Annotated in this window: 13 protein-coding genes; 7 read left to right on the top strand and 6 right to left on the bottom strand. The window is 53.5% G+C overall.

All coding sequences use genetic code 11. The features are described 5' to 3' along the window. Positions 1–100: 100 nt before the first annotated feature. Positions 101–607, bottom strand: a complete 507-nt coding sequence (gene ssb, locus LG202_RS12255; protein ID WP_230348653.1) for a single-stranded DNA-binding protein — start codon at positions 605–607, stop codon at positions 101–103. Positions 608–610: 3 nt separating this feature from the next. Then, positions 611–1,987 carry an MFS transporter gene (locus LG202_RS12250; RefSeq protein ID WP_230348652.1) on the bottom strand — a complete coding sequence of 459 codons (1,377 nt, stop codon included), beginning with the start codon at positions 1,985–1,987 and terminating at the stop codon, positions 611–613. A 77-nt stretch (positions 1,988–2,064) separates the two neighbouring features. Here LG202_RS12250 and uvrA point away from each other — a divergent pair, with 77 nt between their 5' ends. Then, a complete protein-coding gene (uvrA, locus tag LG202_RS12245) occupies positions 2,065–4,884 on the top strand; it encodes an excinuclease ABC subunit UvrA (protein ID WP_230348651.1) in 2,820 nt (939 codons plus the stop codon). Positions 4,885–5,022: 138 nt separating this feature from the next. On the opposite strand, the gene LG202_RS12240 is transcribed toward uvrA, so the two are convergent. Next, positions 5,023–5,451, bottom strand: coding sequence for a GNAT family N-acetyltransferase (locus LG202_RS12240; RefSeq protein WP_230348650.1), 429 nt, complete (start codon positions 5,449–5,451; stop codon positions 5,023–5,025). A gap of 179 nt (positions 5,452–5,630) precedes the next feature. On the opposite strand from LG202_RS12240, the gene LG202_RS12235 reads away from it, so the two are divergent. Then, positions 5,631–6,020: a DoxX family protein gene (locus LG202_RS12235; RefSeq protein ID WP_230348649.1), complete on the top strand. Its 390-nt coding sequence runs from the start codon at positions 5,631–5,633 to the stop codon at positions 6,018–6,020. A gap of 69 nt (positions 6,021–6,089) precedes the next feature. Here LG202_RS12235 and ispH read toward each other — a convergent pair whose 3' ends face one another. From ispH to LG202_RS12220, 3 genes are read right to left on the bottom strand one after another with little or no spacing between them, the layout of a single operon-like run. Then, positions 6,090–7,016, bottom strand: a complete 927-nt coding sequence (ispH, locus tag LG202_RS12230) for a 4-hydroxy-3-methylbut-2-enyl diphosphate reductase (RefSeq protein ID WP_230348648.1) — start codon at positions 7,014–7,016, stop codon at positions 6,090–6,092. Between the two features lie 33 nt (positions 7,017–7,049). After that, on the bottom strand, positions 7,050–7,964 hold the full coding sequence (locus tag LG202_RS12225) for a CobD/CbiB family protein (RefSeq protein ID WP_230348647.1): 915 nt from the start codon (positions 7,962–7,964) through the stop codon (positions 7,050–7,052). Continuing rightward, positions 7,961–8,509: a GyrI-like domain-containing protein gene (locus LG202_RS12220; protein WP_230348646.1), complete on the bottom strand. Its 549-nt coding sequence runs from the start codon at positions 8,507–8,509 to the stop codon at positions 7,961–7,963. Before LG202_RS12220 ends, LG202_RS12225 begins: the two co-directional genes overlap by 4 nt. Positions 8,510–8,721: 212 nt before the next feature. On the opposite strand from LG202_RS12220, the gene purU reads away from it, so the two are divergent. The 5 genes from purU to LG202_RS12195 all read left to right on the top strand — a co-directional run bounded on the left by purU (position 8,722) and on the right by LG202_RS12195 (position 15,302). Then, the gene (purU, locus tag LG202_RS12215) at positions 8,722–9,576 is read left to right on the top strand and encodes a formyltetrahydrofolate deformylase (protein ID WP_230348645.1); all 855 of its coding nucleotides are present in this window, start codon (positions 8,722–8,724) and stop codon (positions 9,574–9,576) included. 383 nt (positions 9,577–9,959) lie between these two features. Beyond that, the gene (locus LG202_RS12210) at positions 9,960–11,861 is read left to right on the top strand and encodes a TolC family protein (protein ID WP_230348644.1); all 1,902 of its coding nucleotides are present in this window, start codon (positions 9,960–9,962) and stop codon (positions 11,859–11,861) included. Between the two features lie 12 nt (positions 11,862–11,873). After that, complete coding sequence (locus LG202_RS12205; protein WP_230348643.1) at positions 11,874–12,635, top strand: hypothetical protein; 762 nt, start codon at positions 11,874–11,876, stop codon at positions 12,633–12,635. A gap of 15 nt (positions 12,636–12,650) precedes the next feature. Next, positions 12,651–13,937: an HlyD family type I secretion periplasmic adaptor subunit gene (locus tag LG202_RS12200; protein ID WP_230348642.1), complete on the top strand. Its 1,287-nt coding sequence runs from the start codon at positions 12,651–12,653 to the stop codon at positions 13,935–13,937. A 27-nt stretch (positions 13,938–13,964) separates the two neighbouring features. Beyond that, the gene (locus LG202_RS12195; protein WP_230348641.1) at positions 13,965–15,302 is read left to right on the top strand and encodes a hypothetical protein; all 1,338 of its coding nucleotides are present in this window, start codon (positions 13,965–13,967) and stop codon (positions 15,300–15,302) included. The last annotated feature ends 11 nt before the right edge of the window (positions 15,303–15,313 follow it).

Raw genomic sequence — 15,313 nt, 5'->3', positions numbered from 1 at the left:
AGCAAAAGACAGAGTTGCGCTAACAGGAAGTCATCTAACGCGGCATATCAAAAAAAAATGGCCGCATTGCGGCCATTTTTCACTGTCGGATAATCTTGGACTAGAAGGGGATATCATCCTCGAAATCATCAAAATTGCTGCCGCCTGCTGGCTTGGAAGCCGGAGCTGGTGACGGGCGGGGAGCCGCTTGTTGCCTTGGAGCTGCTGGGGCTGACTGGCCATAATCCTGATTGAAATCATCGCCATCGTAGCTGGCACCGCCACTACCAGCGCCATCACGCCCACCCAGCATCTGCATCTGGTCCGCGATAATTTCAGTAGTGTAGCGGTCCTGGCCTTCCTTGGTTTGCCATTTGCGGGTTTGCAAGCGACCTTCCACATACACAGGGCGACCTTTTTTCAGATATTCACCGGCGATTTCCGCCAGCCTTCGGTACATGACAATGTTGTGCCATTCGGTGCGTTCCTGGCGTTGACCGTTCTTGTCTTTCCAGTTGTCAGTAGTGGCAATGCTGAAATTGGCTACTGCTTCGCCATTAGGCATGTAACGAACTTCCGGGTCGCGGCCCAGGTTACCTACCAAGATTACTTTATTGACCGATGCCATTTTTTAACCCCTTATCAATTGCAGCGCTGTGGAATCATCCCAGTCAGCCTGCATATCTATTTTCAAGATCACCATACCTTCATCAGGCAGGACTACAGATTCATTCACGCCCGGCAATGCCGCCAACTGGCGCGATAACTGGGCAGCATCATGCGCATGCCCTTCCGGCAAATGATACATTTTACTACGGACTGCTGCTGGTGCACGCATCGTCCAGACGCTGACCAACCATAAAAGCATGAGCACACCACAGAACACAAAGACGGCAGTATATCCATATCGGCTGGATAACCAGCCACCAGAAACCCCGCCCACAAAGATACCCAATGACTGCGCAGTATTGAACACCCCGATCGCCGTACCCTTGGCGGCGGCAGGGGCCTGTTTGGAAATCGTGGAGGGCATGATGGCTTCCAGCACGTTGAAGGCAATAAAAAAGATAGTCAATGCCGCAATAATGCCCCAAAAGCTTTCAATCATGAGGCCAAAGGCTAGTTCAGCCAGCAACATCACGCTAACGCTCAGGATAAATATCTGTTTGAGCTTGGCTTTCTTCTCGCCAATGATAATTGCAGGCACCATCAACACAAGCGAAATCACCATGATAGGCAGGTAAATCATCCAATGATCATTTTCGCTAAGGCCACTGGTTTGCTTCAGTGCAAATGGCACCACGACAAACATCGCCATATGCGAAGCATGTAGCGCAAAAATTCCAAAATTGAGCCGCAACAACTGAGTATCTCGTAACACATCTGCCAGCTTGGCAGGTGCGGCCTGAGTATCTGAGTGAAAACGACTGACAGTCGGGTTAGGCACCAGGTATTTGATATCCAGCAGCGCCAGCAAGGCCAGCACGCCGGTCAACACGAAAATACCGGGCACGCCTATCCACTGATTCAGGGTAGGCCCGAGCACCAGCGATAGTGCAAAGGTGATACCGATACTGGCACCTATCATCGCCATCGCCTTGGTGCGATGCTCCTCGCGCGTCAGATCAGCTACCAAGGCCGTGACCACGGCAGATACTGCGCCTGCACCCTGGATAGCTCGCCCGATGATGATGGTATGGATGTCATCAGCCATTCCCGCAACAAAACTACCTATCGCAAAAATAACCAAGCCAATATAAATGACATTCTTGCGCCCGAAACGATCAGAAGCCATGCCAAAAGGCAATTGCAGCAAGGCCTGCGTCAAGCCATAAGCACCCAACGCCAAGCCGATGTAGAAATGATCATGACCAGAAGGCAGAGTCTCGGCATAGATGGCAAAAATCGGCAGGATGAGGAACATGCCCAGCATGCGCAAGCCATAAATAGAGGCCAAGCTCAGGGTGGATCGCAATTCGACCGGGGACATGCGTTCAGGCTGTGACATTAAAAATCATTGAATTCAACACGCGAAGTTGCGTATATTAACAGGTTGCCCCACCTAACCAAACCGACATCGAACACATGGATTACATACGCATACGTGGCGCCCGGACGCATAACCTGAAAAATGTCTCGCTGGATCTCCCGCGCAACAAGCTGATCGTGATTACCGGCTTATCCGGCTCCGGCAAGTCTTCGCTTGCATTCGATACCTTGTACGCCGAAGGGCAACGCCGCTATGTCGAATCTCTTTCTGCCTATGCCCGCCAATTCTTGGCGCGTATGGACAAACCCGATGTCGACCTGATCGAGGGCTTGTCACCCGCGATTTCTATCGAGCAGAAATCCACATCGCACAACCCGCGCTCCACCGTGGGTACAGTCACGGAAATTCACGATTACCTGCGCCTGCTCTATGCCCGCGCCGGAGATCCGGAATGCCCGGAACATGGCATCAAGCTGGAAGCACAAACGGTCTCGCAAATGGTGGATAGCGTCCTGCTGCTGCCGGAAGATACCAAGCTGATGATCCTGGCTCCAGTAGTGAGCAACCGCAAGGGCGAGCAACTGGATTTATTCGAGGAACTGAAGGCACAGGGCTTCGTGCGCGTCCGTGTCGATGGTGAAATTCATGAGCTCGACAGCGTGCCCAAGCTGGCCAAGACCGTAAAGCACAATGTCGATGTCGTCGTGGATCGCCTCAAGGTACGCGCCGACGTTAAGCAACGTATTGCCGAATCATTCGAGACCGCGCTACGCCTGGCCGATGGCAAAGCCGTTGCCCTGGAAATGGATAGCGGCAAGGAGCACCTCTTCTCTGCCAAGTTTTCCTGCCCTGTATGCGACTACTCACTCGCTGAACTTGAGCCACGCCTGTTCTCGTTCAACAACCCGATGGGCGCCTGCCCCAAGTGCGACGGCCTCGGGCAGATCAGCTTCTTCGACCCCAAGCGTGTGGTTGCCTTTCCACACCTTTCGCTCGCCAGCGGTGCCATCAAGGGCTGGGATAAACGCAATCAGTTCTATTTCCAGATGTTGCAAAGCTTGGCCTTGCATTACGGTTTCGACCTGGAGCTCGCTTTTGAAGCCCTACCTGCGGAAGTACAGGATGTCTTGCTAAACGGCAGCGGTAAGGAAGCGATCACTTTCCAGTATCTCAATGAGCGTGGCAAGTTGTATGAAAAGTCCCACACGTTTGAGGGCATTCTTAACAACCTGCAACGCCGCTATCATGAAACCGACTCTGTTACGGTACGCGAAGAGCTATCTAAATACCTGAACTCGCAAGCTTGCCCGGATTGCAGTGGCACACGCCTGCGACGCGAAGCTCGCCACGTCAAGGTTGGCGGCAAGAACATTCACGAAGTATGCGAAGCACCACTGCGCCAGGCGCTGCACTTCTTCGACAATATTGAACTCACTGGGCAGAAACTCGCCATCGCCGACAAGATCGTGCAGGAGATCAGCAGCCGCCTGAAGTTCCTTACCAATGTCGGCCTGGAATATTTGTCTCTATCACGCTCTGCCGAAACCCTCTCAGGCGGCGAAGCGCAGCGCATTCGCTTGGCTTCGCAGATCGGCTCTGGCCTCACCGGTGTGATGTATGTGCTGGATGAGCCTTCCATCGGCCTGCATCAACGCGATAATGATCGCTTGCTGCAAACCCTGGTGCGCCTGCGCGATATCGGTAACAGCGTTATTGTGGTCGAGCATGACCAAGACGCCATTATGGAAGCGGATTACGTCGTTGATATTGGTCCAGGTGCGGGCGAGCATGGTGGCAACATCGTCGCCGCAGGCACGCCAGCAGAAATCCAGAACAACCCACAATCGCTCACTGGCCAATATCTCAGCGGCATCAAGGAAATTGCCGTCCCCAAGCAGCGCCATGCCCCCGACCCAGCGCGCTGGCTCAAGATGACGCAAGCCAGCGGCAACAACCTCAAAAATGTCGATCTGGCCCTGCCTGTCGGCCTGCTGACCTGCGTGACTGGCGTCTCGGGTTCCGGCAAATCTACCCTGATCAACGATACCCTCTACCGTGTTGTCGCACGCCATCTGTACGGCAGCTCAACCGAACCGGCACCTTTCGAAGAGATATCTGGGCTTGAGTTCTTCGACAAGGTCGTGGATGTTGATCAAAGCCCGATTGGGCGCACCCCACGCTCCAATCCAGCCACTTATACAGGGCTATTCACGCCGATTCGCGACCTGTTTGCTGGCGTACCGGAAAGCCGTGCCCGTGGTTATGGTCCAGGCCGTTACTCATTCAACGTCAAGGGCGGGCGCTGCGAAGCCTGCCAGGGCGATGGCGTCATACGCGTCGAGATGCACTTCCTGCCGGATGTGTATGTGCCATGCGATGTTTGCAAGGGCCACCGCTACAACCGCGAAACATTGGAAATCCAGTATAAAGGCAAGAACATCCACGAAGTACTAGGCATGACAGTGGAACAAGCGCGTGAATTCTTCGATGCAGTCCCCGTCGTCGCGCGCAAGTTGCAGACCTTGCTCGACGTTGGCCTGGGCTATATCACGCTTGGCCAATCCGCTACTACGCTTTCAGGTGGCGAGGCACAGCGCGTGAAACTGGCACTGGAGCTATCCAAGCGCGATACAGGCAGAACGCTCTATATCTTGGACGAGCCCACCACCGGCCTGCACTTTGCCGATATCCAGTTACTCCTCGATGTATTGCACCGCCTGCGTGATCACGGCAACACCATCGTCATCATTGAACACAACCTGGATGTGATCAAGACCGCAGATTGGCTTGTCGACATGGGGCCGGAAGGCGGCGATGGCGGCGGCACCATGATTGCCTGCGGTACACCGGAAGAAGTGGCTGACACTCAGGCCAGCTATACCGGAAAATATCTGAAACCAATGCTCAAGCGCTGAACTTAACGCAGTAAGAACAAATGTAGCAATCTCCCGGCGCCCTATATCTGGGAGCTTGCTACACTCGCTACGCCCGCCCTTGCTCTACCAATAGCTCACGGCAGCATTGTTATAGCAACCATGCTCTCAGCCAATAAATTAGTTGCTGATGTGCAGCTTCATAGCCTGATGTGGGATGCCTGCATCCATGTATTCATCGCCAATGCCATGAAACCCAGCCTGTTCATAAAAAGCAAGGGCATGGCTTTGCGCCGATACATGAATATCAAACCAGCCATTTTGCCGGCACAATTCGATCGCCGCCTGTAATAACGCACGGCCAACACCTTGTTTACGCCAGGCTGGCAGTACAGCCATACGGCCTATGCTACCGTCACTGAGAATCCGTGCACACCCTATGGCACTCCCATCCTCGGCTATGGCGAGCAGATGTAGCGCGGTATCATCCAAGCCGTCCCACTCGAGTTCGACTGGCACATGTTGCTCATCAATAAACACTTGCTGGCGAATCGCTGCTATCGGTGCTTGATCACCCACCCAATCCGCCTGTCTGACATAAAAATTCATTTCAGGATGCTTTCTTGGAATCTAAAATAAAAACACATAACCCAAAACCGTCATCATCGTCACAAGTATTGCGGTACATAACGCTTACAGGCATCATCTATGCTCGCTTCGATTCACGAAATCGATATAAAAACTAACACGATCATCTTGATGGTGTACTTGGACGAGAAGGTAAGACGATGAAGAAGTTTTTAGGTTTCCTTGGGCGTATTCTACTAGCCCAGATTTTCCTGCTGGCCATACTGATTCAGCTTTACATGATTCTGCAACACCCTGAAGGCTACCAAAGCTACCAGCTTTACCTAGCCCAATTTGGCCTGCTGCCATTCTTTGCTCCATTGATGATATTGATCCAGCTGGTATTTGGCTTAGGGTTATTCCTTGGTTTCAAGACCAAGCTTTCGGCTTATGTGCTGGCGGTGTATGCTGTTTTCGTCGCCGTCTTCCTCAAACTGCCGGTCGACTTGATTGGCTTCATGCAATACCTCGCTATCGCAGGCGGCTATATCATCCTGGCCCTGAATGCACCCACTGCATTCAGCCTGGACAACCTGCGCAAGAAAGCCTGATCAAGCACAGCCAAACTAATTAAAAAGGGCGGTAATTCCGCCCTTTTATTACATCCCTACCTCTTATTTTCAAGCCTCAGCCAAGTTGCGCGGTATCTTGAACACCACGTTTTCCACCACGCCATTCAACTCCTGCACCTCGGCAGCGCCCAGCTCCTTGAGCTTATTGATTACCTCTTGCACCAGCACTTCTGGCGCAGACGCGCCAGCAGAAACACCAATGCGCTTTTTACCCACAATCCAGGCAGGATCAAGGTAAGAGGCATTATCCACCATATAGGACTCAATACCCTGGTTCTGCGCCACCTCGCGCAACCGGTTGGAATTGGAACTGTTGGGTGAGCCCACCACAATGACTAAATCACAATCGCGCGCCATAACCTTCACAGCATCCTGACGGTTCTGCGTTGCGTAGCAAATCGAATCGCTGCGCGGCGGAGTAATCTCGGGAAAGCGTGCCTTGAGTGCGGCCACTATCGAAGCTGCATCATCAATCGACAAAGTCGTCTGCGTTACATAAGCCAATTGCACCGGGTCTTTCACCTCCAGCGTGGCGACATCTTCCGGTGACTCCACCAAGTACATGCCTCCCTCGGATTGGCCCATGGTTCCCTCAACCTCAGGATGACCCTTGTGACCAATCATGATAATTTCCTTGCCGGAGGCACGCATTTTGGCCACCTCTATATGCACCTTGGTCACCAAGGGACAAGTCGCATCAAACACCTGCAAGCCACGCGCTTCCGCCTCGGCACGCACATCTTTTGAAACGCCATGCGCACTGAAGATCACCGTATTGCCCGCAGGTACTTCATCCAACTCCTCGACAAAAATCGCGCCCTTTTTCTTCAAGTCATCTACGACGAACTTGTTGTGCACCACTTCGTGGCGCACATAGATAGGCGCGCCGAATTTCTCCAGCGCCTGCTCAACAATAATGATCGCACGGTCTACACCTGCACAAAATCCACGCGGGTTGGCTAATACAATATCCATAATCTCTCTACCATGTGCTCACCGCAACGCTTGTCACTGGCCCAGCCAGTGAGCAAACGTCAGCAGCAGCAATAATCCGATCAGCAATACCAGCACCCGCCAAACGAGGCCGACCGTGCTGCGCAAGTAGTCCGCATCAGCGGGGTCACCCAAGCCAATTTCAGGACGGAACACCAGGATGCCATTCATCGGCAATGGCTCGCCTATCTTCACACCCAACGCACCGGCACCACTTGCCAATATCATGCCCATCGCCTTGTCAGACCAAGTCTGAGCCTGCGAACGCCAGCAATAGATGGCATCTTCAAAGTCGCCCACGATCGCATAGCTACCTGCGGTCACAAAAGCCGGAGGCCAATTCAGCCAGCTAAATACCTTGCGTGACCAGTCATTAAAAGCGGTAGCTTCATGGGGTTGCCACTCCATGGTGACAATATGGGAAAGACGGTAGAACAATGCACCGGCAGGGCCAAGGATGACAAACCAGAAAATTGGCGCAAACAGACCATAATGTGAACGTGACAACACCGTTTCTACACTCACCTGTGCGATCTGGGTAAGCGTAAAGCTGTCAGTATCAACTTTTTCCCACTGCCCCAGTAATAAGCGGGCTTCGTCGATATTACCGGTGCGCAATGCGGCAATGATCTCTTCTGCACGCGGACCAAACTGGCTCAGACGTAATGTGAAGTAAAGTAACGCCACGCCGAAAATAATGCCCAGAATCGCATTCACCTGGAGTAGCACGTAATAAACCACGCCCACCAATAAGCTAGGTAGTAGCACGACCAACGCCCATGCCGTGATGCCTTGCAGGCGATTGCCGCCATTGAAATTTCGCTCAAGCAACTGAACTATCGGCGCGACGATCTCCTGCAACCAGTCCAGCTTGCGATGGGGTCGGTAATAGGTGAGCGCCAGGGCGCCGATCAGTGCAATGAAGTTCAAGGCGAGACTCCTGCTTTGTGTTCAGGTTGGGCAACAGGTTCCAGCGGCATTTCGACACTGAGGACACTATCATCGACAATTTCCACCGTAGGCAGGTTCAAGGTCGTGTTCTTGGCTTTGACGAAATCCAGTACCTTGGAGTAAGTCTTGCCATATGCAAGCAAAGGATGCGCCTTGATGCTGGAAACAAATACCTTACGCACGGGTACGGTATCTACCTGAATAGGTGCCGCAGGCTTCGCATCAGCATCAATGATAAAGCCAGCACGTGCATGCAGCTCCTTGTAAGGCGTGGTGCGTGGATCACTAAAAATCAAGGTGATTTCAGGCCCCGGCTTGATGTTCTGTTGTACCAACTCATGCAGCACTTCCTCTTGCTTGCTGGAGAGCTTGGAATAAGGCCCTTCAGCTTCGAGGTAGGCGTAGCGGTAATCGCCGCGCTCGGCAATCTCTACATCGGCAGACGAAAACAGGCCCCACCACCATAACACCAAGGTGACGGGAATCAGAAAAATCAGCAGGAAATAAGGTAATTGTTTTTTCACGATCTTGGTACCACCAGGCAATTGTCCACAACCCGGCCTGGCAGGCCTGAACAACGGGCTGGGCGACTGTTATTTTTACTCGTAAACGATACCACAGACGCGGCTTGTCTTCACCATAACTTTGAATCCAGCCCTCTTGGAGATGATTGCCTGCATGAGCGGCAAATCCCAGTATAATGGCGGCTTTTGCGTTGACTACGTCCAGAACCACGATGAAAAACACTGCAACCCTTCTTGTGACCTGCCCTGACCGCAAAGGCATCGTTGCATCGATTGCCGATTTTCTTTATCGCCACGATGCCAACATCCTGCATGCAGACCAGCATCAGGATGCCGAGAACAACCTGTTCCTAATGCGCGTGGAATTCGATCTGGAGGGCGCATCTGTCAACCTGGACAACTTCACGGATCACTTCTCGCCGATTGCGAGCCAATTCAGCATGGATTGGGAGCTCAAGGCCTCCCAACGCCGCGCGCGCATGGCGATCATGGTCTCACAATATGACCACTGCCTAGTTGACCTGTTGCACCGACACCAAAGTGGAGAGCTGGATTGCGACATCCCCCTCATCATCAGCAATCATCGCGACACAGAAAAACTAGCGCAATTTTATGGCATCCCGTTTTTCCATATCGAAGTCACCAAAGAGAACAAGGCAGAGGCAGAAGCAAAACAATTTGCCTTGTTCGATGAATACCAGATCGACCTGATCGTCCTGGCACGCTACATGCAGATTCTCTCGCCAGATTTCGTCAAGCGCTACCCGCATCGCGTCATCAACATCCACCACTCTTTCCTGCCTGCCTTTATTGGCGCCCGCCCCTATCATCGAGCCTTCGAACGTGGCGTCAAGCTGATTGGCGCCACCAGCCACTACGTGACAGAAATCTTGGACGAAGGCCCCATCATCGAACAAGATATCGCGCGCATTTCACATCGCGACCAAGTCGAAGACCTCATCCAAAAGGGTCGCGATCTTGAGCGTGTCGTGTTATCCCGTGCTGTACGCTGGCACATAGAAAACCGCATCCTGCTCTACGCAAACAAGACCGTTATTTTCGACTAATACATCCGGTTGCCGAAAAGCCGACGCCAATGACGGAATGCTAACGTTTCCGCACGCACTATAGTGGCGTACGAGGTGAGTACTCCGAGTCAAACAAGCAATAAGGGCATAGTCCAATTGGACTAAAACCCCCATAAAAACAATGACATTCATACCAAGCAACATTAGACTAGCCCGCGACAAGTCATCACTGGCGCAATTCATGCTGCAGGATGACTTGTCGTTAACCATGTGATTCACAATGGTTGACAGTTAGGTAATAGGTTTTGAGGTAGATTGAAGCGACATGGCGGATAACATTCCGCCTGGTTATCCATAAAAATGACTAAGGGTTGATCGTGCTAAACAACCGCAAACACTTCATGTTTAAATGTACATGGCCTATGTTAGTGGTGACAGCAGCCTGGGCTGCCGAACCGCAAGGGGAAATCACCAATGCTCCTGCCAGCGCATTGCAAGCTGCGTCCAGTGCTGCACATGCAGCCGTTGAAGCAGCCAATGCCGCCGCTGCTGCAGCAACAGCCGCCGCCAGCGCAGCCAATGCTGCAGCAAGTGCGGCAAGCGAAGCTGTCAAGGCAACCGAACAGAGCTTGAAACAACCCCAGCTGGTTGTTGCACCCACGACTCCAGAACAATTAGCCAAACCGCCTGTAGCTGCTGTAACAGCAGCGCCAGTTGTTGCTACCACTCCAGCACAGCCTCTAGCAACCGCCCAAACGAAAGTAGCGCCAATTGGCCTGCAATCATTGAACCTGGACTTGCCGATGCAGGCACAATCTGTAGCAGCAGTGGATGAATTGCACCTATCCCGTTTATTTGGCATCTCCAGCATCCCTGTTGCAGTAGCCAATGAAATTCACAACGAATACCTCAGCAGCGAATACGCAGAGCAGGCGCATTCATCACAGCTGCCCGCTACTGTGACTGACACCATGGATATTCGCTCGGCCACTGTTGCTGCCGTAGATTTCAGCAGGGATGTGCATATTGCCGACGAACGTCTCAACCAGGCGGAATCGCAATCCAAGCAGGCGCGTGGCCTGTTGTTGCCTAACCTGTCGGTGCGTTATGGCAAGGGCAGAGAAATCTCCTCCCCTTCATCCGCGATTGATGCCCGCACTGGCTCGCGCATGGAAGAATCACACCATACTCGTACAGACCGCGTCATCACGCTGCGCCAGCCATTGTTAGATATGCCCAGCATCTATGACTGGAAGCGCCGCCAAGCCGTCATCAATTCCCGTGAGGAAAGCCTACGCGGCACCCAGGGTGATGCCTGGCTAGCCACAGTCAATGCCTATCTTGGCTTGACCACCAGCCGCCTCAATGCCGACCTCTCATTAGGTTATGAGAACCAGCTCAACGAACTTTTCGCTTACGTAGACAAACGTGCCACCGCAGGTGCCTCCAGCGATGCAGACCGTGAACGTGTACGCGCCCGCAGCCTTTCAGCCCGTGCTGCACGTACCCAACAGGAAGCGGCTCACTCCGCTGCCAGCGTCGAGTTTCTGCGCCTGACTAACATTGCCCCGCAAAATATCCGCTTGCCCGAGCGCGAAGATATGGGCGTCATCCCAGCAACTGCTGCCGACGCCATCAAGATCGCGATGAACAACAGCCCTGATATCGCTTCCATACGCGAAGAGTTACGCGCCTCGCAGATTGACCAAAACGTCGCGCGTTCCCGCTATGCGCCGCGCCTGGATCTGGAGCTATCCAGATGGACCACGGATAATGCAGGCGGGCCAGTAGGTGAGCAGGATGACAAACGCTTCATGGTTGTCATGAACTGGAACCTGTTCAACGGTGGGACCGATTATTACCTGACCAAGGAAAAACTCTCCCGCATCGAAGAATCCCGCTATCGCCTAGATGACCTGCAACGCCGCATCAGCCAGGCCATGATCTCGCAATATGCCATCCTCGAATCTTCCCGCGAGCAATTGGTTGCTGGTTATCGCGAGCTCAATGCGATTACTTCAGCCGCCAATGCCATGTCAGAGAAGATGTTTGCTGGCAATCAATCCCTGCTTGATCTGCTGGATGTGTATGACCGCCAGTATCAGGCACGTACTCGTCTCGTGACGCTACATGCTCAGGAAATTGATGCCTTGTCGCAAATCAATCGCTTGCTCGGCCAATCACAGCCTGTGACATTGGCAGCAGCCAACAAGATGCCGGGTTTCGGCCCGGCCACAACTCTCCCAGCCCAGACGGATGATGCCGTGACAACACCGCTGAGCCCGTTAGATGCAGGCACGGCGACGCCGCTGCCCAAGGAATAGTGAGATAACGCCATGCAGCTTGATAACGAACAGGAAGACTCAGGGATTTTCTGGCCCGGCTATGTGGATGCAGTCAGCAATCTTGTGCTGAACCTGCTGTTTGTCGTGGTGATTCTCACTATTGCCGTCTTTATCTTTGCCATGGAGTTGGGCCGCCGTCAAATCAGCGCTGAAACACCAGTCGCCCCTCCAACAGAAGCACAGCAACAGGTTTCGCAGCTCACACCCTCCGACATGGAAGCAGTAGAACCGACTTCGTATCAATCCGACGATGATGCAGCCCGCCTGCGCCTACAAGTTGCCGCCTTGCAAAAGCAACTGGCGGCACTCAAGGGCAAGGATGAAGAAGCCCGCAAACTGAAGGAAGAGCTGGCCGCCCTGCATCATGAAAAATCTGCGGGCCGCAACAGTCCTCGTCGCGTGGTCTCTGCCACCATCCGTGCTGAGGAACCCGATATGACAGTGGCTGGAGCACAAGGCGGCCTAGTGGTCGACTTTGTTGACGATGCCATCACCATCTCAAGCAATGAGGCTGACGAATTACGCAGCCCGCTGCAACCTATCGTGGAAAGTGGTGGAGCTACGCTTGAAGTCAGCGTTCCGCCTGGGTTTACCGAAGCACGACGCCTGGCTTTCTACCGTGCCATGGCTGTACGCAACCTGTTGATCGACATGAAGCTACCCGCTGACCGTATCCGTGTTTCCATCATTGATGGCAACGCCAGGTCGGATAGTTCGCTGGTCTCGGTCGTCCCAGCGAGCAAGAAGCCTTAACCGGCCAGCAAACGGATGAATTGGCTGCAAAAACAGTGGAACGCCATGACGCCATCCCGGGCTTTTGTCCTGATCAGCGTAGCGGCGGTAATAGCACTGGTGAGCTGGGCAGCATTAGCTCAAGTTGACCTGATCGTGCGTACGGTGGGCCGTGTAGTGCCGGCAGGTAAGGCGCAGATAGTGCAACACCTTGAAGGCGGGATTGTAAGAACCATCCTCGTGCAGGAAGGTGAAGTCGTCAAAGCAGGCCAGCCACTGATTGAGCTTTCAGATATCAAGGCGCGCTCTGACCTCGGGCAGGAGCGTACCAAGCGTGATGCCTTGCGCGGGCGTGAAGCGAGGCTACTGGCCGAAGCACGTGGCAAATCCAGCATTGAGTTTCCTGCTGATTTGCATGATGCCGAAGTGAAGCAAGTGGAATCTGCAGCCTTGCAGGCTCGTGTTTCCAGTATCAATGAAGAGTCTCGTGTATTGCGCGATCAAAGCGCACAACGCCGCGGTGAGATTGCCGAGATCGAAACACGTCGCAGGAATCTGGTTTCAGAGATAGAACTGGCACGCCAGCAGCACAAGCTGATTGAAGGCTTAAACAAGAATGGCGCTGCTTCCAAGATGGAGCTGCTGGACGCGGAAAGCCGCTTGCAGCGCATGGAGTCGCAATTACGTGAGGCTGAGGCTGCATTGCCACGTTTAAGGGCTGCACAAGCGGAAATCGAGTCCAAGATCGGCGAATTATGGGCACGCTTCCGCGCCGATGCCACAGCGCAATTAACCGATGTGCGGGCAGAACTGCAACGCTCGACACTAGAGTTCGAGACCAATGCTGACCGGCTGGATCGAAACATTGTCAGGGCGCCCATGGCGGGCTTCATTAACCGCATGATGCTATCCACCGTGGGCGGGGTGATCAGGCCCGGTGAGCCATTGCTGGAAATTACGCCGGAAGACGAGCATATCGTCGTGGAAACGCGCTCCAGGCCAGATGACCGCGCCAACTTGCGCAATGGCCTTCCAGCGCGGGTGCGTATCGGCGCATTTGACTATGCAACTTATGGTGCCTTGCCAGGCAAGGTGACAGAGGTAAGTGCAGACACGCTGTTTGATGAGCGTGAAGGGTATTACTACCGGGTGAGGGTAGACGTTGGGAGCATCAGCGAAATCAAACTGGCAAAAACCGCTGGCCCGATTTCGCCGGGGATGTCAGTCACAGCGGATATTGTTGTAGGCAAGCGCACTGTGCTTTCCTACCTGCTGTCGCCGATGATGCGTTTTGGGGATCGCGTATTCCGCGATCCAAGATAAAGATTATTTGTTAAAGGTAAGCTCCACATGCTAAAGCGACTAAGAATTTACTACTTTTACGCGGCTTTGCCATTTGTACTGCTATTGCTGGGGGCTGCCGTTTATCATGAGGCCATCGTCAAAACCTTGGTCGAGAACCCGCATCCGCAGATCAATTACGCCATCTTCTTCATCACCATCCTTGGCGGCATCCTGATACTGTTTAATGTGCGCCGACTCTTGCGTGAAGCCAGCAAACTGGAGGACTTCACCGATGCCATACAATCCGGTGAAGGCCCTGCCCAACTGCAAGACAGGGCACAAGCTTACGATGGCGATATCGCCTATGTATTACGCATGATGGCGGCATCCAGTGGTCGTGGCATTGCCCACCAGGAGCAAGTCGCGATTGATGCAGAACTCAATAGCGCAGGCCGCCGCCTGACCAACCGCAATGCCCTGCCACAATTCCTGACCAGCCTATTGGTCGGCCTGGGCCTGCTGGGTACGTTCATTGGCTTGCTGGCGACATTGGATGACATTGCTGTACTGATTTCCAGCTTTGCCACGATCAATGTTGGTGTCGATAGCCCAGTTGAAGTCTTCCGTGACATGGTTTCCCGCATGCGTGCCCCAATGCGCTCCATGGGTATCGCCTTCTCAGCTTCGCTGTTTGGCTTGCTCGGCTCCATCATCCTCGGCTTCATGATGGTCGCTGTGCGCCGCTGTACACAAGAAGTGCTTTCCATCCTGGGCTCAGAAGTTGCACAGCATATCGAACAAGCAATTGCACGCCTTGCCAACAACGGTCAGGCAGGCAATGTCGCCACCACAACTACAGGCGAAACTGTCGTCATCGAATCTGACGCTGCGGGTAGCGCCGGCTACCTCGCCAACATGGACCCGGCCGAACTCAAGTTCCGCCGTGAAATTGCTACCGAGGAAATCCGCGTGCTGCGCCGCATTGAAGAGCGGCTGAGTGAATCTTCACGCTTGCAGGATCGTGCGCTGCAGGCTGAACTGGATAACTTCAACAAGCAGCGTAGTGAAATGATGCGCGCAATGGCAGACCACAACGAATCCGTTTCGCAGTTCCGTGGCGAGTTGCAACGCGTAGGCCGTCAGCTCGGCACCATTCTAAGCATGATGGAGCGTGGCAATGCCGACATGCTCTCCCAGCTCAACGATCACTTCTCTGAACTGATCCAGACCACGGCACGCCAGGGCACCGATCTTTCACGCATGAGCGACATGATGACGCGTATGACCGATGACTCAATGGAGCTACGCACCAACATCACCAACATGATGGATAGATTCTCGCCAGCAGAACAACGTGCCCTATTAGCCACGTTATTAGAAGAGGCAAACAAGCAACGTCGTTGATTGACCGAGTA

Source organism: Methylobacillus methanolivorans, from assembly GCF_054588515.1.
Note: the sequence above shows the minus strand (reverse complement) of the source record. Positions and strands in the feature narration are given on the sequence as shown.